Below are 18,439 nucleotides of genomic sequence, written 5' to 3'. Positions count from 1 at the left end.
ATATTCCGCCAATACTATAGATACACCAGTCTCCAATTCCCCTGGAGATGAGCAGTTAGCTTTTGCTAGCTGCTTTTATTTGTAACCACGTTAGGCTTCTGTTACTTTCCACTTCCGAAGAACTCGTCTACCCACTTTTCAACTTTTACAACTTCTTTCCTTAATTGTTCTGCTAACTCCGCAATTTCAGCTTGAGCACCTTTCCCTTTTCGACGCTTATTGTAGAAATCTAAAAGCCCCCGTAAATTGACTGTTAATACTAGATTAGTTGTGGCCGCGTTTGGAAGTACGCTACGAGCATCCTCAGCAGGAATTCCTAATGTTCTAAGTAGATCATAATCACTTTGTAGTTTGTACATCATTTCGTTGTAAGCTTTAACTACTCGTTCTCCTTTAGCTTTAACCGTTTCAGGCACTACATAATCAAACCCGCCTATCTTATCGTCACTTCCCATACGTACATATCTTTGAGATTGGACTGAGTAACTGAATCCTACACGGTGGCGTGTTAACTGTGTAAGTAATGCTCTGCTAACTCCTTCTACTGCGAAGGTATATGTTAGATGCTCCAGTGTTGAGGTATGCCCGGAACCTATAATATGTCTAATGAGTCGATCTACTTCTTTTCCGCCTTTTCCATCAGTTGCTTTGCCCTTGAAGTACTTCTCTCCCTCTAAAGCTACAATCATACTAGGTTTATTCGGCGAGTAACACGTACGGATTGCTGATAAGGCTATCACTTGCCCAGGAGTAGGATCAAACCCTTCCTCTCCAAGGCCAGATACATGAGACAAGTAATTAATAAACTCCTCAGATAATTGCGTGTGTGCTAGTAGCTTTACATCCATATTTAAATTCTCCATTTCTTAATAAAATTCAAATTTGATTAATATCCGTTATCCTGTCTCTCAAAGTTTTCCGCATTCTTTTCCTTATACGAATCAATAACATCCTCATACGTAAATCCGTACAAATAGCAAATACGAAAGAAGATTCCAAATGCTCGTCTTAAATGTCCCATTGTTGTGGTTAAATCTCTGTACTGGCACCATGCCCTTTTTGCAGTCAACACATCTTGCATATACCATTCGAACAGCATATTTACATTGCTTGTATCTTTTCTCATAATGGATTGCATGCTGAACGATGGAATAAGTTCATGTCTCCATGTACATTTATCTAATTCAATTACAATGTTCATAAGAAAATGGAGACCATCAATTAACTCTTCTAATAGTCCATTCTTAGGAACTCCAAATCCGGTGCTCCACATCTTAAACGCTCGAGTTTCATTCCATGCTTCACTGATCTCCACCAGTAATGCACGAAACAACATATCCATTTTGTCATTTCCTTTATATCCAATTCGTTTATCCAGTTCTATTTGCATTTCAAATAGTTCCGTAATATCAAAGTTTTGTTTCTTCTCTTCAGATGTAATTGTGTGTAACTGAATCATTATAAGTTCACTCCAAGTTTGTATTTTAGTAAGAATATAGTCACACTGATTAAAAGCCAGCTGACTAAAATAATCGCTATTCCCTTTTTAAAGCTCACTCTTCTCCCTCCAACATTTCCACTAACTCCTCAAACGAGCATTCGAACAAATCTCGAAGCCCGTCCTTGGATTTATAAATACCTCTATCAATCAGTTGATCTATGATGTGTTGATGCAAAACTACCCCACCATGTCCTCGACACAAAATTGTAATTCCATACTTTTCACTGGAAAGTATTTTACTGGAGTATCTTTTTCATTAATTGCTACACAACCTAAAACACCCTCAAATTTGTTATCCTCAGTCTGAACAACTACTTTATATAGGACATCTTCACGTTCACAAATGTCACCTAATTTAAACTCGTCCATTTTACGATCCTTCTTATAGAACACCATGAAACGCTCAAATTCTTCTAACTCTTCATCTGTTGCCTTTCGGAATGTACGTCCCTGATATCTTTTGAAAGAACATCCATTTTCATAGAAACGATATTCTCCTACTTTTAACCCCATGATTAAGTAATACTTAGTTTGAGTCTCTTCTTTTAAAATTCCGTACCATTTCCCATTTGAGCTTTCCATTACAAACATTTCGCCATACTCTAAATTCAATGGCTTTTCATAATCTACAAACTCGTTTTCAAAAAAGAAATTCATACCGATTGTAGACGGTACAATACGCTGGCTACTAATTCCCAAAACCTCATGTTTACCCTTTTTTAATGTGTGTGCAAAATAATCATTCTTTTCTTTAATCCAATTTGTTTTCATTCTTTCAATTGCTTCAAATCCTGTATATGTTTTCATTCTTTCCCCTTCGCTTTCTTTAACATTTCTTCAATCCGTTTTCCCGTAGTATTTTTATAGTCTTCACATGACCATTCAGCGTTGTTTTTCGGAGATGGTGTAAATACCATTCCCCAACTACTAACGCTTGAAATATGGACATTAGGACGAATTACAGTAATGGTCATATTAGTTCATCTCCCTTTTAAAAAGGTAACTTTCTCTTCCGCTTATCTCTTGTAGACTTAAACTCAATATGCCTGTATGTGTTGAACATACGAGATGTAATGCGCTCATCGTAAGCTTTCATAACAGCTTCACCTGTTAGGTTTGTTGTAACGATTGTTTTCTTCCCTTGTCTTCCATCAAATACTTTGAACAGTACACGATTCACGAATGCCGTCGCCTTCGGATCAGCAGCATCCATGTCACCTAGTTCCGCACCTAAGTCATCAATAACTAATAAATCTGCACTAATTAGTAAATTAACAATGCTATGCTCAGATTCCTCAGATTGCCCATTGAACGTAGAACGTATGTAGTCAAATAGTTCTGATACAGAAACATAAAGAACAGTTCCTGCGCTATTCTCATTCATTTCATGAGCAATTGAATAGGCAAGATGACTTTTACCTGCACCTACTTTTCCAACTAGAATTAAATTAAACCTCACATCATTCAAGTAATCCTCAAGTGCTCGTTTTGCTAAGGTGTAATTCTTTTCATCCTCTTCACAATCAGATTTAAAAGTTGAGAATCTAGCAAGTTTAATTGTTTCATCTTTAATCAAGCTCTTATCGTAAAACATACTTTTCCGTTTTCTCTGTTCCTTCTCATCTCGAAATACATTCATTTCAGCTTCTAGCTTTTGATTATCTTCTGCCAACTTACATACCGGGCAAACTACTTCATCATTTATCTTCATGAATCTAACAGTACGTTTACGTTCTTTATTACAAACCTCACATGTATCAGAAAGGAAGATCATCTTCTTCGAAAGGGTCTTTGCTATATCTGTTACCTTTACTAGAGCCATGTTTTCCTTCCACCTTTCCTTGTTGTAAATAGCCTTCAAACTTTGTACCAAATAATGTTTCTGGTCTTAGATACTTTGCTTGCTCCGTTCTTAGCCATTCTCTAGCTTTTGTATCAATCACAGTTTTGAAGTCATCCACGGTGAATCCTTCTATTAATCTAGTTTTAATTAATGACTGTGTTTTCTTAGATGTTGAACGATAACTACTACCACACACGTCGTTGAGATAGTTTACTATCTCGACTATATATTCTTTTGCTGTAGTCTCTGTTGTTACTCTCTGTGTATTCTCTGGTATTGGTCGGTTCAAATTGACCTCTTCCATCGGGTCAACTTGACCTGTTCGTGGGGTCAAATTGACCTCATCGTCGGTCGATTCTAACTGACGGAGAAATGTATAATCTATTGAGTACCATTTCGTTTTATCAAACTTTTTCTTGTTATAGTTCCCGATAACCAATACATTGATATTTTCAAGATTTTTAATGGTTCTTTTAATGGTTGATTCTCCCCAAAAAGGAAACTGTTCTTGCCATTTTGGAATGCTGTTATAAATCCACGGTCTTCCATCATAAAAATGTTTGGAACGTTTTAACCAATAGTGTATCTGTTGTAAAAATATAGCTTCATTCAATCCAATTTTCGTTGCCAGTCCTGGAAGAACAAGTAATGGTTCTTCATGAATTAATAAATTACTCATCTCTTCACCTTCCTCATAACAACTTCATAATAGAATCCACGGTCACGATCCATCACAAGGCAACCTTTAAACAGATGAGGATTTTCATCATTTCTATGTTTAACTGTTTCTAACACCTTTCGAATAGGAAATAAGTAATCAAACCCTTCATTCTCTAAACGACGACAGCGCTTAAGTAATTCAGATAACCTTTTATCACGTAAATACCGAGTACCTAAACTCCTATTCAAAGCTATTGGCATTGAACCATCTCTTACTATCGTTTTCATTTCGGTCACCCACCTATTGTGCTTGCTGTTGCTTTTCTTTCGCTTCGTTTAACCACGATGTTATTGTTTTTTGTAACTGAGATGCTTGTTGCACTGTCATTCCTTTGAAAGTTTGAATTCCTAATGACTGTTTTACAGTATTTTTTGTTTCTTCAAATGGCATGTTATACACTTCTGATAACTCTCTAATTTGCACATGAATTGCTTTTATTCTTTGTTCATTTGCAATTTCTGTCTGTCTAGCTTGCTCCTGTTGTGGAACGTTATCTAGTTGCTTAGCTGCTTGTTTTGGTTCATCATCTTGTGGGATATCTTCACCCGAATAGATGTATAAACCTAATCCGTGTAGTGCAATGGCTTTTGCTAGACACCTTTGAATCGAGGTGTTTATTTGAAATGACGTAGGTTTTGCGATTGGCTTATTATAGTTATCCAATACAGGATGAATTTGCGAACGTGTGATGTTATTTACCGTTACTTCAACTTCTACAAAGTACCCAACTTCTGTTTTCATATAAGGTAATCCATCAAATCTAACAACTTGCCATGTAGCATCAGGATGTTTTTTCAATAGTTGGTCTACAGCCCATGACCAACTCAGATAACTAAAACGGCCCTTCTTCTCTACATGCTTACTAACGTCAATAGATGCTAATTCTGCAAAATAATTTTTAATCTCATTCATCGGATTCTCACACTCTCACCTTGTTTTAATGAAATACCATCCCACTTCATGCCATTCTTAATCGCTAGTAATAATGCTTTTTTATCTACCTTTGGATTCTGCGGAATCATATATTCTGGTGGAATAATTGCATCCTCTGCAATATCTAAACTTGCTGGATTCTTTTGAATACCTACTGTTATCAATGCACCTTTAATACGTTTTTTATCCACAGCAACCATCTGATGATATAAATAATCCTTAATATTTTTACAGCTGTTCTCAAAAGACTTACGGCGTTCAGCCAAGCGATTTTCTTCTCCTTTAATCACTTCAACTTGCGCTTCAATATTGCGAATCAATAACGCTGCACCTTGTACTTTATCTTCAATTGCTTCACTAATTGATTGGAGCGTATCGTTAATTATTTCTGGATCTATCCCATCTTCAATCATTTGCTGTAATTGATTGAAGCTAGTGGTTAATTCGTACAATTTCATAGTTTTATATCCTCCTAGAACGGCATACTGCCATATGGTTTATTAGTTAATACGGTAATCACATAATCTATATCTAACTTTCTACAGGTATCTGCTTCTTTTGCGGATATAAGTTTCAAACTACTTACAGCCGTTTCAACCTGCTTTTTTAATAATTGATTTTCTGTTAACTCTTCCATGTAATCACCCCACGTGATATACTAATTTCGATTTTGTTTTTTAATGGAACCCACTGCAATGGGTTTCTTTTTATTTATATAAAACCTTTTGAATAACATCATCTTTGATTCCAATCTCTCGCATACGCTCTACAACAAGCTGAACTCTATCATTTTCTTTCTTTTTAAATATCAATTCCTTTAATTGCTTATCACACTCTTTGGCCTTTTCTCCACATGCCTCATACTCTTTACAAGTCTCATAGAATTCTTTTGTTTTACCCTCTACATTTTTCTTACTTGCAATACGAGTTAACAAAAATTGATTCTTTATGTAGTTCTCCTTTTTATTACGTAAGGATTTCGCTAACTCCGCATCCTCGGGTAACACTAAATTTTCAATTCCCACTAGATTCACCAGCCTTTTTAAAAAGAGCATTTAGACATACAAACCTATTCTCTATTAATCGACGCTGCTTTTTATTTGGTAATTTATAATGTGCTAGTAGTCTAAGATAATCAGATACTTTTACATTGTTGTAATCAATTGTAAACATCATCAATCCATCCTTTCTTCTGCCCATTCAACTAAAAATGCTTGTACTTGTTTTGCTGGGAAATACCATTTCTTACCCACTTTGAATTTTGGGAAGCGTGGGTCAAAGAAAAACTGATCCTGAATTGTATTCCACGACATACATACACGTTTTTTAAGCTCCTTAGTATCCCAAAACGCTAACTCCGCGTCGTACTCTTTAACCTTTTTTTGAATTTCTTCCACACATAATTCCTTCACAACATTTTCGTCTATTTGAACATTGAACATGATTATTCCCTCCTTATTTTTAAACCACTGATCTCCAGCTGTTATCTGTAAATATTCTCTACAAAGAAATCCTGAGAACGCAATTTTGCGTTTTCTAAAACCTTTTAAATCATCGGTCTCCAACCATTTACAAAATTCAACGCTTCGTCGAAATCCTTCTTCAAAATATCGCGGTAACTATTCACATTAAATGCATCTTTCAAGTTACGTCCTAATAATCCGAATAGCTTACGAGTAGAATCATGTACTTCTTTATCTACATGACCGTTCTCCCATAAAAAATAGATCCGTTTTGCCTTCGTTTTTTCAATTACTCTTTGTTGTCCGTAATCTACAGTTAATTGCTTTTCAACTACCTGCTCTAATGAGGAAACTCTTTTATTTAAGTTACTAGTTCCTGTAGCTAATAGTTCGATTTGACTAAATGTATCAGTAGGGAGAATTGACTGATTCTCAATGAATGCTCTCATTCTTTTAAATTCTTCAATAAACCTCACTTTAATTTTCATCGTTTCAATCGTATTATAAGAAAACATCAATATTGTGAAGGCATCTTCTGTCATGTCGATTTTTTGTAAAGTTCGTCCTGTAACGTCTTTATAAAAGCTAAGCCCAAAGTTGGACTCAGTAAATTTTCCTTCTCCTGCACTTTCCAACTTTTCCATCTGAACCTTAATGTCTCTTAAGACATGTTTGTGTTGTTTTTTTAACACTTCAGCTACAGTTAAGCTATCTGTAACGACTTTATTATCTTTAATAAAAACCAGACTTTCTTGATCACCTTTTACAAACGATTCTTCTTTTTCATCTACTACCATTATTTGTTCTGTCACTTTAAATCCTCCTCACACATGTCTAGTCCTAATAATTCAACAATCGCTTTCTTTTGTTTTTTCCCTTTTCTAGACCCTTTTAAAATGTCAGATAAATATGAAACTGATATTTTTAGCTCAGAAGCTAATACAGTTAGTGTTAAATCTCTTTCTAACAATACTTTTCTAACCTCAATTCCAAAACTCGAATACTTCATCTAGATGTTCACACCTTTCAAAATGCGAATATTTTCGCTGATTTATTGACCGAAATTAGTCTGTGTGCTAAATTATAATTATAAAAAGGTATACAAATACAAAACTAAACAGTTTCCTCAGTATTAGTTTCTAAAACTCAAATCAATTTTTATACTCTTTTTAGCTAACAAATTAGCTTACAACCTAATAATAATAGTCTACAAACTAATTGTCAATCGTTATTTTTAGTCTACAGTCTATTTTGTTTCGTCTGTAAGTACGGAAGGTGATTAGAATGAGCTTAGTGAACACAATTAAAAATCTGTGTAAAAACCATGATACATCCATATCTGCATTAGAAAAGGACTTAGAATTCGGCAATGGGACCATAAGAAAATGGGATAAAGCATATCCCTCAGCCGATAGACTCCAAAAAGTAGCTGATCACTTTAATGTAACTACTGATTTCTTACTTGGAAGAACAAATCAAATGCATTTAACCACTAAAGATGAAAAAGATATCGAAAAAAGAATGGAAGAAATAAAAAAGGATCTTCAAGGCGAAGACGGATTAATGTTCTCTGGTGAGCCTATGAGTGAAGAAGCCGTGGAATCTTTATTAGATGCAATGGAGTACATCGTGAAACAAACTAAAGTAATCAATAAAAAATACGTTCCTAAGAAATATCGTACTACCGACGATAACTGATGCGAGCTTAGGAGGGAAAACATTGAAATTCGTCATAAGAGATCTAGTCCAACAACTTTGCACAAAATACAACACGACAAACCCCTATGAGCTTGCAGATTGCTTAAAAATAAATGTACTAACTTGGGATTTACACGAAGAAATAAACGGATTTTATAAATACGAAAAAAGAAATCGTTTCATTGTTATTAATAATCATTTGTCTCCATCTATGCAAAGAACTGTTTGTGCACATGAATTAGGACATGCAATCCTACATACTCATGCAAACACACCTTTTCTGCGTAAGAATACATTCTTTTCAGTTGATAAATTAGAGATAGAAGCAAATACGTTTGCTTCGCTTTTGTTAATTGATAAAAAGACCATTCAACCTGGTGATACAAAAGCATGTATAGCATACAAAAATGACATTCCAGTTGAACTGTTAGAATTTTATAAGCCTTACTAAAGGAGGTAAGATATTTTGATTATTGATTTAAATGCTGAACGAGAAAAACGAAAGAAATCCACCATCAAACAAGTAGAATTTAAAAAGGTCCCTATCGTTGAGAAAATCCATATTGTTGATGGTGAAATAAAATATGAAGTTTCAGGTTATAAAGAGACACCGGTGAAGTGGTTGGATGAGTAATCTAGCCACTTTACAATTATAAGGAAAGAGGGAATGTTATAATGGCTAGCTTCAGAAAATTCGGAGATGTTTGGGAATTCCGAGTAAGATTTAAAGACCCTTATACTCAAAAATACAAAGAGAAATCAAAACGTGGATTCAAGACGAAAAAAGAAGCACAACTTGCGGCGGCTGAAGAAGAAAAGAAATTATTAAACGGTTTAGAAGTTGAGATTACTCCTACTTCTTTAAAACATTACCTTAGAGACTGGTTAAAATTATTTAAGCAAGACAATGTAAGGAAAAACACTTTTATCTTGCATGAACGTAACATCGAAAAACATCTTATCCCCTACTTTCAAAACATGAACCTAAAAGAACTCAAACCAATGATGTACCAAAAATTTATTAATTCCTTAACTGATCAGGGTTACAGTAAGCGAACTGTTCAAATTATCCATGGCACAATGAACAATGCTATGAAAAAGGCTGTTAGCCTAAAAAAAATCGAGAACAATCCTTGTGAAGAAGTAGTTATTTCAAATAAAAACAATAAAGAAAGAGAAGGGCTAAAATATATGCGAAGTGAAGACATTCCCCTTTTCTTAAAGACTTCTTATCAATACAACTATATTTATTACATCTTTTTCAAAGCGCTTCTGAATACAGGTATGCGTAAAGGTGAAGCTGCTGCTTTACAATGGAAAGACATAAATTTAAAAGAACATACTATTACTATTTCTAAAACATTGGATTTTACAGCTAAAACAAAAGAAGAATTATTCGGGGATACAAAAACATTTACTTCTAAACGTACTATCATGATTCCTAAATCATTAGTCGATGAACTGCTGGCACATAAAAAGTGGCAAAATGCTAATAAGCTTGTTTTACAAGATGCGTATGAGCATGAATTAGATTTAGTCTTTTCAAGAGTCGATGGAAAGTTCTTACCGAAGTCAACATTATTCAATGCATTCTCACGCATACTTAAGAAAGCAAATTTACCTAGATTAGAAATACATTCATTACGACACACCCACGCGGTTCTTTTATTAGAGTCTGGTGCCAGTATGAAATACATTCAAGATAGGCTAGGTCATAAGAGTATAGAAATTACTTCTAACGTTTACTCTCATATTAGCGACAAAATTAATAAAGATTCTATTTCGGGGTTTGAAGCTTATATGAATAATGTATTGGGGTAACTTTAATTTTTTTGTGGGTGTTTTGTGGGTGAATTACTCTTCTTTCAAATAAAAGTGTTTTACCCACAAAATAAAAAAACCCTCAACACGTTGTGTGTCAAGGGTTTGAGCCTCTTAATAAAGAGACATATATTGATCGCGTTCCCATTGGTGAACTTGCGTACGGAATATATCCCACTCAATTTCTTTCGCTTCGATGAAGTGCTCAAGTAAGTGATCTCCTAATGCGTTACTAATTACTTCGTTAGATTGTAATGTAACTAAAGCTTGCGCTAATGTTGCTGGTAAGTCAACGATACCTGCTTCTTCGCGCTCTTCTTTTGTCATTACGTAGATGTTACGATCTACTGCAGCTGGTGGAGTTAATTTGTTTTTAATTCCATCAAGACCTGCTGCTAATAATGTAGCCATTACTAAATATGGGTTTGCAGCTGGGTCAACACTACGTACTTCTACGCGTGTACTAATACCACGAGATGCAGGGATACGTACTAATGGACTACGGTTTTGTGCAGACCATGCTACGTAACAAGGAGCTTCGTATCCAGGTACTAAACGCTTGTAAGAGTTTACAGTTGGGTTTGCCACCGCTGTAAATGCTGGTGCGTGTTTTAAAATACCTGCGATGAAGTGACGAGCATCATCACTTAATTGTAAGTCACCGTTTTGATCATAGAATACGTTCTCACCATTTTTGAATAGTGATAAGTTACAGTGCATACCTGAACCGTTCACACCGTATAATGGTTTTGGCATAAATGTTGCGTGTAAACCGTGTTTACGAGCAATTGTTTTTACAACAAGTTTGAATGTTTGAATGTCATCACATGAACGAATTGCATTTGCATATTTGAAGTCAATTTCGTGCTGCCCTGGAGCAACCTCATGGTGAGACGCTTCAATTTCAAAGCCCATTTCTTCAAGTTCAAGAACGATATCACGACGACAGTTTTCCCCTAGATCCATCGGCGCAAGGTCGAAGTATCCACCGTTATCGTTTAATTCTAATGTTGGATTTCCTTTTTCATCTACTTTGAATAGGAAGAATTCTGGCTCTGGTCCAAGATTGAAATCTGAGAATCCTAAAGCTTCCATTTCTTTTAATACACGTTTTAAATTGTTACGTGGATCCCCTTCAAATGGAGTGCCATCTGCATTGTAAATATCACAGATCAATCGAGCTACTTTACCTTTTTCAGCTGTCCAAGGGAAAATCACCCAAGTATCTAAGTCTGGATATAAGTACATATCAGATTCTTCAATACGTACGAAACCTTCAATAGAAGATCCATCAAACATCATTTTGTTATCAAGAGCTTTTGTTAATTGGCTCACTGGAATTTCTACGTTTTTAATTACCCCTAAAAGGTCCGTAAATTGTAAACGTATATACTTTACATTCTCTTCTTTCGCCAAACGGAAAATATCTTCTTTTGTGTACCTAGCCATTATAAATTCCTCCTTAGTCCCTCTAAACACCTTCAGAATCAGTTCTCTTTAGTGAAAAAACCTTGAAATATCACCTTGTCGCAATGAAGTTCGATTAAATCTACCTGTATGTTGTAGTTCGTCTCGAAGTATTTTGCGAAGCTCAGTTTTTGAAATTTCTTTCGTTTCTTCTTTTACTTTCACTGCTTCTGTTTGATTTTCTTTCATTAGTAACACTTGTTTAATACCAGCCATATTCAAGCCTTGATCTAATAAATCTTTAATCTCTAACAACTTATCTACATCGTTAAATGAAAATAATCTACGATTCCCCTTTGTACGGGTTGGAGAAACAAGATTATGCTCTTCATAGTAGCGAATTTGACGTGCAGATAATTGTGTTAAATCCATAACAATACCAATAGGAAACAGCGGGGCAGAACGTCTATCTTCTTTCATCGTTTCAGTTCCTCCTTCGCCTTAACTGCTTCTCATTTTATACCATGTTATGTTTGATGTCAATAGATGTTAGCTTTTCTTACATGATTTTTTTAAAAAGTTTTTTCATTCTTTTTTCTAATGAAATAAATCATTACTTTCACGCGAAAAAAGCTGTCGAAATCGACAGCTTCCCTTTAAGAAATTGTTAATAATTCTTTTTCAATTAATGCATCAATTGCAGAACAAATCGCAATCTTCACATGCGAATAAGTTAGCCCACCTTGTACGTAAGCAACATAAGGCGGACGAATTGGACCATCAGCCGACAATTCAATACTTGCACCTTGAATAAACGTTCCCGCAGCCATAATTACATCATCTTCATACCCCGGCATATAGTTGGCATATGGAGTGAAGTGAGAGTTAATCGGAGATGCATATTGAATTGCTTGGCAGAATGCAATCATGCGATCTTTATCATCAAATTGAACAGATTGAATTAAATCTGTTCTTGGTGCATTCCACGCTGGTGATGTATTCATTCCTAACTTTTCTAAAAATGCAGCTGTAAAAATCGCACCTTTTAGCGCTTGTCCTGCTACATGCGGCGCTAAGAAGAAACCTTGATACATTTCTTGCAGACTGTATAAAGATGCCCCTGCTTCCGCACCGATTCCTGGAGATGTTAAACGATAGGCGCACGCTTCAACATACTGTTCTTTACCAACAATGTAACCACCAGTTTTAACAATTCCCCCGCCCGGGTTTTTAATAAGCGAACCTGCCATTAAATCTGCACCAACATGACATGGCTCTTGTTCTTCAATAAACTCGCCATAACAGTTATCTACAAACACGACAACATCCGGTTTAATTTCTTTAACAAACGCTATCATTTCTTTAATTTGAGAAATAGTAAAAGACGGACGAGTAGCATAACCTTTTGAGCGCTGAATACCGATCATTTTCGTATTACTATGAATGGCAGCCGCAACAGCTCCTAAATCAACAAGCCCCTCTTCAGTAAGCGGAACTGCATTATAACCAATATTATATTCTTTAAATGATCCTACACCTTTTCCGCGTACACCAACGATTTCTTCTAACGTATCATACGGCTTACCAGTGATGTACAATAACTCATCTCCTGGACGTAAAATACCGAATAGCGCTGTAGAAATAGCGTGAGTACCTGAAATAATTTGCGGACGAACAAGACCAGCTTCCGCTCCAAATACATCCGCATACACTTTCTCTAACGTATCACGACCAATATCGTCATAACCGTAACCTGTCGTTGGAATAAAATGTGAATCGCTAATTTTATGTTTACGAAAACTTTCTAACACACGAAACTGATTACTTTCAATTACTTCATCCGCACGTTTATGTACTTCTGTAATTTGACTCTCTACTTCTTTTACGATTGGAGCAATTTTTTCTCCATTTTTCAAACGATCAAACATTTTTATTTTCTCCTTCTTCCACTAAAAATCTCTTTAATTGTACATTAAGCGATGAATGAGCAAAAATATACCCCGCGCAATCATATACAAATTTATCTTCCAAAAACTCCATTTTTGTTAATAGCGTCTCCGTCTTTAATAGAGTTAATAACTTACCTTCACTCGGAGGAATCTCCACTTGATAACGATTCATTTCTTCCTTCATTTTCGTTTCTATCGCTTCTTTTATATGTAATAGATCCTTTTCTTCAAAAGCACTAGTCATTAAGAAGTCATTTTTCGGAAACGGAATAAAGTTTTGATGTAATTCATCTTTTTTATTATATAACGTAATAATAGGAATATGATTTATTTCGAGTTCTGACAATAATTGTTTTACTGTTTTCTCATGCCCTACATAATTAGGATCTGCAGAATCCACAACATGTAAAATAACATCCGCTTCACCAGCTTCTTCTAACGTCGAACGGAATGCAGCAATTAATGACGTAGGTAAATCTTGTATAAAACCAACTGTATCAGTTAGTAATACTGTATAACCAGAAGGTAGCGGCATCTTCCTTGTTGTCGGGTCTAGTGTTGCAAACAACAAGTTTTCTTCAAACGTATCAGCTTCCGTTAATCTATTAAACAGTGTAGATTTTCCCGCATTCGTATATCCTATTAACGAAACTTGAAATACTTTATTATCTTTTCTTCTCTCACGATATCTTTTTCGATGTTCCACAACAACTGCAAGTTGCTTCTTTATTTCATCAACGCGCGCTCGAATATGACGACGATCAGTCTCAAGTTTCGTTTCACCTGGCCCTCTCGTTCCAATACCACCACCAAGACGTGATAAAGACAATCCTTGCCCCATAAGACGCGGCATTGTATATTGCAACTGAGCTAATTCTACTTGAAGCTTCCCTTCTCTCGACTTCGCACGTTGCGCAAAAATATCTAATATGAGTTGCGTTCGATCAATTACCCTCGCATCTAATACTGCGGATAAATTCCGAATTTGACTCGGTGTTAATTCGTTATTAAATACGATAACATCCGGTTCTAGTTCTTCAGTTAACATTGTAAGCTCTTCTAATTTACCTTTACCTATATAAGTCGCCGGATGAAACTTCGGTCGTTTTTGCGTTGTAGACACTAACAATTCTGCTCGTGCAGTTTTCGCTAATGATGCAAGTTCTTTCATGGAATGCATAAATTTTTCATCATCATCTTGCGGCAATTGACAGCCCACTAATATGACTTTCTCTTTTTCTTCCATCAAATATGTTCACTCATCCTTTTCGAAATTTAAACCTTCTAATATAATAGCAGAGGAAGCACATTTCATCTAGTTAGCGGGGGAGAAAATTCATGGCATGGGAGATTTTTAGCATCATAGGCACAATTGCTTTCGCATTAAGCGGGGCTATTGTTGCAATGGAAGAGGATTATGATATTTTCGGGGTGTATATTTTAGGAATGGCAACCGCATTTGGGGGAGGTGCCCTTCGTAATTTATTAATTGGTTATCCGATTGTCGCATTTTGGCAACAAGACATGTTATTCCAAATCGCACTTTTATCAATGACGATTATTTTTCTTTTTCCAAATAAATTAATTAGACACTGGAAAAAGTGGGAAAACATCACTGATGCTATCGGCTTATCAGCATTTGCCGTACAAGGGGCATTATACGCTCAAAAATTAAATTTACCAATTAGCGCTACAATCGTAGCAGCCGTTTTAACTGGCATTGGAGGCGGTATTATCCGCGATCTTTTAGCCCGTAGAAAACCTCTCGTTCTTCGAGCTGATGTATATGCTTTTTGGACGATTCTGGCAGGTTTCTTAATCGGCGCTCAAATTATTGTTAGCGATTGGGCTCTATACACCTTATTCATTTTAATTGTTTGCTTCCGCATGGTTTCTATTCATTACAAATGGCATTTACCGCATAGACGCATCGACACAAACGAACGTTCAATGCATAAATAGCAATCCAACCTCTTTACAGATCGTAAAGAGGTTTTTCTTTTCTAACGAGTTTTTCCTTACATAATGTTTATACTAATTCTCAAAGCGAGGTGAACACAAATGACAAACCATGTGAATAAAGGGGCTCAAAAAAGCTCAGTAGGTCAAATTGGACATGATCCTAATTCTGCACACGAAAAAAGCGCTAAAATGGAACGTTTCCATAAATCTTATCAAGAAAAAGCAAAAAAATAGTAGAGCACTTATATAAAAAAACAGACGCACAGTTTACGTACTGTGCGTCTCCTCTTCAAGCATCAAATCACTACTTGATATTCCAATCAAATCATATTTATCATACGCATCCTCTTGTAACAACCGCATAGCTTGTGTACGAATTGATTTTTCAACAATATTCCGAACATATCGTCCATTACTAAAGGATGTAATTTGCGATGAGTACTTTACAGCATGTAAATGATCTCTAAATTTCCATTCAGCCTCTTTCGATAACTGATATTCACGTTCTTCATACATCCTCTTCCCTATTTCTAACAGCTGATTTACTGAGTAATCCGCAAACTCAATTATAAACGGAAAACGAGATTGCAGTCCTGGATTCAATGAAAGAAAGTGATTCATCTCTCTGGAATATCCAGCTAAAATCAATACAAAACCGTGTTGTTTATCTTCCATATGTTTTACGAGCGTATCAATTGCTTCTTTTCCAAAATCTTTTTCTCCCCCTCGTGCTAATGAATAAGCCTCATCAATAAACAAAATTCCCCCCATTGCTTTTTTTATTAAATCTCTTGTTTTTTGAGCCGTATGACCGATGTACTCTCCTACAAGATCTGCACGTTCAGCTTCAACTAAGTGCCCTTTTGATAGAATATTCATCTCAAATAACAATTTTCCTATCATTCTAGCAACAGTTGTCTTCCCTGTACCCGGATTGCCTTTAAACAACATATGGAGTACTTGCTTCTCAGACTTCAATCCTATTTCTTGTCTTTTTTTATTCACATAAATCCAAGCATATATTTCTTTTATTATCTTTTTTATATCATCCATCCCAACGAGTTTTCCCATCTCTTCTTCAATTCTTTGCAGCATCTCATGTTTCGTAGTAGTTTCATTTGAAATTACTGTTTTATTTTCTGCAGCCGGTAAAGAAATTTTCTTTCGATGATTTAACACAATGTTAATTTGATTATTATTTTTCTTTCGCATCGATTGTTCCATACAATCACCTCATTTTATCCACTCACCAAATATTATTATTCTTGTCTCCTTTGCAAATGACTATTTTCAGAAAAGTTTGCTATAATAAAAGAAATAATGAAGGTGGTGGGACTATGGAGACAACGGAATTCCATGATACAATACAAGCCTTTTCTATTTTTTTATTGAATAAAGGCCGAAAACCTTCAACCATTAAACGTTATGTTTATGACATTGAAGATTTCGGACATTGGTTAGAAAAAAACAAAAAGCTCCCTTCCAGTAATATATGGGCTACACTTTGTACAAAAGACTACGAAGATTACTTTTCCGACTTAAAAAAGAATCGACATTACTCAGAGAAAACGATGCACCGTGTATTCATTGTATTAAATCGAATGCATCACTTTCTAAATATTCCCAACCCATTAAAGAACATGGAAATTTCTATTCAACCAGACCGCACACTCCGCAATGAAGATTTCATTTCATCTGATGAAGAAAAAAGATTAAAACATATAGTCACTTCATTAGAAGGACTTTCAGAAAAACAACGTCCTGTACGCCCTTTATTGATGGATCGTAATATCGCTATTTTAAATTTATTAATTGACTATGGATTATCCTTACAGGAACTTACAGCATTAACTATGCATCACGTCCACTTTGAAACTAACACATTATCTATACCTGCAACCGCAGGAGTAGAAAGAACAATTACTTTAACTAGCGAAGACAAAAAACAACTATATACTTATTACAAAAGCATCCCCGAACCCGTTCGTCCAAAATATCATAGTAATGACCCATTATTTGTCGCATTCGATTTTAATCGCGGAACATATAGATGGGTATACGAAAATGATGCACCGAAGGGATTAACAGAAATCGCTATCCAAAAAATGATTCGCCTTGAAGTATCCAGAGCTAATTTACGCAAAGGAATCTCAGGACAACACTTTCGTAACACCTATATTTTAAACTTAATAAAAAAAGAAACTCCGGAGTCAGAAATTATAAAGCTAGCTGGCTTCAAATCAAAGATTTCACTAAAACGATATTATCAATACGCAGAAAATAGAAAAAACGCCTTATTATAAGGCGTTTTTTCTATTTTTTCTTCAAACAAACGATTTTACTATGACCATTTAACTAATTTTTGCATCTACTATGATGAGTTTCGTTCATATCCTCATTAGAAAGGAGAGATTTAATGTCTCATTATAACGACAGTCAGAACAAATTCTCCAAACCATGCTTTCCAAGTAGCGCTGGACGAATTCCAAATACTCCATCAATCCCAGTTACTAAGGCACAACTTAGAACATTCCGCGCAATCATTATCGATTTAACAAAAATAATCCCAAAACTTTTCGCAAATCCATCTCCCCAAAATATTGAAGATCTAATTGATACATTGAACCTACTAAGTAAATTTATTTGTTCACTAGATGCTACTTCCTCCCTGAAAGCACAAGGGTTAGCTATTATTAAAAACTTAATAACTATATTAAAAAATCCAACTTTCGTAGCAAGCGCTGTATTTATCGAGCTTCAAAATCTAATTAATTATTTACTATCCATTACAAAACTATTCCGAATTGACCCTTGCACACTTCAAGAGCTTCTTAAATTAATCGCAGCATTACAAACCGCTCTAGTTAATTCTGCTTCATTCATTCAAGGACCTACTGGACCTACTGGGCCAGCAGGGGCTACCGGTGCTACTGGCGCTACCGGACCTCGGGGTAATACGGGGGCTACTGGTGCTACTGGACCTCAAGGTAATACGGGGGCTACTGGTGCTACTGGACCTCGAGGTAACACGGGCGCTACTGGCGCCACTGGACCTCAAGGTAACACGGGCGCTACTGGCGCCACTGGACCTCAAGGTAACACAGGCGCTACTGGTGCTACCGGACCTCGAGGTAACACGGG

At 35.7% G+C, this 18,439-nt stretch carries 28 protein-coding genes; 8 read left to right on the top strand and 20 right to left on the bottom strand.

Annotated features, from left to right (window positions below):
* Positions 1–101: 101 nt before the first annotated feature.
* From thyX to BAQ46_RS21985, 15 genes are all read right to left on the bottom strand, one after another.
* On the bottom strand, positions 102–848 hold the full coding sequence (gene thyX, locus BAQ46_RS22055) for an FAD-dependent thymidylate synthase (protein ID WP_116777257.1): 747 nt from the start codon (positions 846–848) through the stop codon (positions 102–104).
* A gap of 38 nt (positions 849–886) precedes the next feature.
* Positions 887–1,459 (bottom strand): dUTP diphosphatase, encoded by a 573-nt coding sequence (locus BAQ46_RS22050; protein ID WP_042510931.1) that lies wholly within the window; start codon positions 1,457–1,459, stop codon positions 887–889.
* 94 nt (positions 1,460–1,553) lie between these two features.
* Positions 1,554–1,676 (bottom strand): Fur-regulated basic protein FbpA, encoded by a 123-nt coding sequence (gene fbpA, locus BAQ46_RS22045; protein ID WP_000553935.1) that lies wholly within the window; start codon positions 1,674–1,676, stop codon positions 1,554–1,556.
* 2 nt (positions 1,677–1,678) lie between these two features.
* A complete protein-coding gene (locus BAQ46_RS22040; protein WP_071742746.1) occupies positions 1,679–2,308 on the bottom strand; it encodes a hypothetical protein in 630 nt (209 codons plus the stop codon).
* Complete coding sequence (locus tag BAQ46_RS30770) at positions 2,305–2,475, bottom strand: hypothetical protein (RefSeq protein ID WP_071742744.1); 171 nt, start codon at positions 2,473–2,475, stop codon at positions 2,305–2,307. The genes BAQ46_RS22040 and BAQ46_RS30770 overlap by 4 nt, the downstream gene beginning before the upstream one ends.
* Positions 2,476–2,492: 17 nt before the next feature.
* The gene (locus BAQ46_RS22030; RefSeq protein ID WP_071742742.1) at positions 2,493–3,323 is read right to left on the bottom strand and encodes an ATP-binding protein; all 831 of its coding nucleotides are present in this window, start codon (positions 3,321–3,323) and stop codon (positions 2,493–2,495) included.
* Positions 3,259–4,023 carry a conserved phage C-terminal domain-containing protein gene (locus BAQ46_RS22025; RefSeq protein WP_071742741.1) on the bottom strand — a complete coding sequence of 255 codons (765 nt, stop codon included), beginning with the start codon at positions 4,021–4,023 and terminating at the stop codon, positions 3,259–3,261. Before BAQ46_RS22025 ends, BAQ46_RS22030 begins: the two co-directional genes overlap by 65 nt.
* Positions 4,020–4,292: a hypothetical protein gene (locus BAQ46_RS22020; protein WP_071742739.1), complete on the bottom strand. Its 273-nt coding sequence runs from the start codon at positions 4,290–4,292 to the stop codon at positions 4,020–4,022. The genes BAQ46_RS22025 and BAQ46_RS22020 overlap by 4 nt, the downstream gene beginning before the upstream one ends.
* A 13-nt stretch (positions 4,293–4,305) precedes the next feature.
* The gene (locus tag BAQ46_RS22015; RefSeq protein ID WP_001002737.1) at positions 4,306–4,977 is read right to left on the bottom strand and encodes a DUF1071 domain-containing protein; all 672 of its coding nucleotides are present in this window, start codon (positions 4,975–4,977) and stop codon (positions 4,306–4,308) included.
* Complete coding sequence (locus BAQ46_RS22010; protein WP_071742737.1) at positions 4,974–5,456, bottom strand: siphovirus Gp157 family protein; 483 nt, start codon at positions 5,454–5,456, stop codon at positions 4,974–4,976. Before BAQ46_RS22010 ends, BAQ46_RS22015 begins: the two co-directional genes overlap by 4 nt.
* 14 nt (positions 5,457–5,470) lie before the next feature.
* Positions 5,471–5,635: a hypothetical protein gene (locus BAQ46_RS30765; protein WP_169823870.1), complete on the bottom strand. Its 165-nt coding sequence runs from the start codon at positions 5,633–5,635 to the stop codon at positions 5,471–5,473.
* 70 nt (positions 5,636–5,705) lie between these two features.
* The gene (locus tag BAQ46_RS22005; RefSeq protein WP_046957631.1) at positions 5,706–6,023 is read right to left on the bottom strand and encodes a hypothetical protein; all 318 of its coding nucleotides are present in this window, start codon (positions 6,021–6,023) and stop codon (positions 5,706–5,708) included.
* A 150-nt stretch (positions 6,024–6,173) separates the two neighbouring features.
* Positions 6,174–6,440: a hypothetical protein gene (locus BAQ46_RS21995; protein WP_000483547.1), complete on the bottom strand. Its 267-nt coding sequence runs from the start codon at positions 6,438–6,440 to the stop codon at positions 6,174–6,176.
* A 104-nt stretch (positions 6,441–6,544) separates the two neighbouring features.
* On the bottom strand, positions 6,545–7,273 hold the full coding sequence (locus BAQ46_RS21990) for a Rha family transcriptional regulator (RefSeq protein ID WP_071742735.1): 729 nt from the start codon (positions 7,271–7,273) through the stop codon (positions 6,545–6,547).
* Positions 7,270–7,470 carry a helix-turn-helix domain-containing protein gene (locus tag BAQ46_RS21985; protein ID WP_000877760.1) on the bottom strand — a complete coding sequence of 67 codons (201 nt, stop codon included), beginning with the start codon at positions 7,468–7,470 and terminating at the stop codon, positions 7,270–7,272. Before BAQ46_RS21985 ends, BAQ46_RS21990 begins: the two co-directional genes overlap by 4 nt.
* Positions 7,471–7,745: 275 nt before the next feature.
* On the opposite strand from BAQ46_RS21985, the gene BAQ46_RS21980 reads away from it, so the two are divergent.
* From BAQ46_RS21980 to BAQ46_RS21965, 4 genes are read left to right on the top strand one after another with little or no spacing between them, the layout of a single operon-like run.
* Positions 7,746–8,159, top strand: coding sequence for a helix-turn-helix domain-containing protein (locus BAQ46_RS21980; protein ID WP_071742733.1), 414 nt, complete (start codon positions 7,746–7,748; stop codon positions 8,157–8,159).
* A 22-nt stretch (positions 8,160–8,181) separates the two neighbouring features.
* Entirely contained in the window at positions 8,182–8,610 is a 429-nt protein-coding gene (locus tag BAQ46_RS21975; protein ID WP_071742731.1) for an ImmA/IrrE family metallo-endopeptidase, read from the top strand.
* Between the two features lie 15 nt (positions 8,611–8,625).
* Positions 8,626–8,793, top strand: coding sequence for a hypothetical protein (locus BAQ46_RS30760; RefSeq protein ID WP_071742730.1), 168 nt, complete (start codon positions 8,626–8,628; stop codon positions 8,791–8,793).
* A 41-nt stretch (positions 8,794–8,834) separates the two neighbouring features.
* On the top strand, positions 8,835–9,980 hold the full coding sequence (locus BAQ46_RS21965) for a site-specific integrase (RefSeq protein ID WP_071742728.1): 1,146 nt from the start codon (positions 8,835–8,837) through the stop codon (positions 9,978–9,980).
* Between the two features lie 114 nt (positions 9,981–10,094).
* Here BAQ46_RS21965 and glnA read toward each other — a convergent pair whose 3' ends face one another.
* The 4 genes from glnA to hflX all read right to left on the bottom strand — a co-directional run bounded on the left by glnA (position 10,095) and on the right by hflX (position 14,582).
* Positions 10,095–11,429 (bottom strand): type I glutamate--ammonia ligase, encoded by a 1,335-nt coding sequence (gene glnA / locus BAQ46_RS21960; protein WP_000135330.1) that lies wholly within the window; start codon positions 11,427–11,429, stop codon positions 10,095–10,097.
* Positions 11,430–11,477: 48 nt separating this feature from the next.
* Positions 11,478–11,867, bottom strand: a complete 390-nt coding sequence (gene glnR / locus BAQ46_RS21955; protein ID WP_000656783.1) for a transcriptional repressor GlnR — start codon at positions 11,865–11,867, stop codon at positions 11,478–11,480.
* A 176-nt stretch (positions 11,868–12,043) separates the two neighbouring features.
* Complete coding sequence (locus BAQ46_RS21950; protein ID WP_000460300.1) at positions 12,044–13,315, bottom strand: methionine gamma-lyase family protein; 1,272 nt, start codon at positions 13,313–13,315, stop codon at positions 12,044–12,046.
* Positions 13,308–14,582, bottom strand: coding sequence for a GTPase HflX (hflX, locus tag BAQ46_RS21945; protein WP_000391389.1), 1,275 nt, complete (start codon positions 14,580–14,582; stop codon positions 13,308–13,310). The genes BAQ46_RS21950 and hflX overlap by 8 nt, the downstream gene beginning before the upstream one ends.
* A gap of 92 nt (positions 14,583–14,674) precedes the next feature.
* On the opposite strand from hflX, the gene BAQ46_RS21940 reads away from it, so the two are divergent.
* Complete coding sequence (locus BAQ46_RS21940; protein WP_000312265.1) at positions 14,675–15,298, top strand: trimeric intracellular cation channel family protein; 624 nt, start codon at positions 14,675–14,677, stop codon at positions 15,296–15,298.
* A 99-nt stretch (positions 15,299–15,397) separates the two neighbouring features.
* On the top strand, positions 15,398–15,532 hold the full coding sequence (locus BAQ46_RS31430) for a hypothetical protein (RefSeq protein WP_000181496.1): 135 nt from the start codon (positions 15,398–15,400) through the stop codon (positions 15,530–15,532).
* A gap of 33 nt (positions 15,533–15,565) precedes the next feature.
* Here BAQ46_RS31430 and spoVK read toward each other — a convergent pair whose 3' ends face one another.
* Complete coding sequence (gene spoVK / locus BAQ46_RS21935; protein ID WP_000438181.1) at positions 15,566–16,522, bottom strand: stage V sporulation protein K; 957 nt, start codon at positions 16,520–16,522, stop codon at positions 15,566–15,568.
* A gap of 113 nt (positions 16,523–16,635) precedes the next feature.
* Between spoVK and BAQ46_RS21930 the strand changes: the two genes are divergently transcribed.
* The gene (locus BAQ46_RS21930; RefSeq protein ID WP_000450313.1) at positions 16,636–17,601 is read left to right on the top strand and encodes a tyrosine-type recombinase/integrase; all 966 of its coding nucleotides are present in this window, start codon (positions 16,636–16,638) and stop codon (positions 17,599–17,601) included.
* A 113-nt stretch (positions 17,602–17,714) separates the two neighbouring features.
* Positions 17,715–18,439: collagen-like protein (locus BAQ46_RS21925; RefSeq protein ID WP_131801186.1), on the top strand; the 725-nt coding region annotated here is incomplete at its 3' end.

This window comes from Bacillus paranthracis, from assembly GCF_001883995.1.
In the GTDB taxonomy this organism is placed as follows: domain Bacteria; phylum Bacillota; class Bacilli; order Bacillales; family Bacillaceae_G; genus Bacillus_A; species Bacillus_A paranthracis.
The sequence above is the reverse complement of the archived record's forward strand: the minus strand, read 5'-3'. Positions and strand labels throughout refer to the sequence as shown.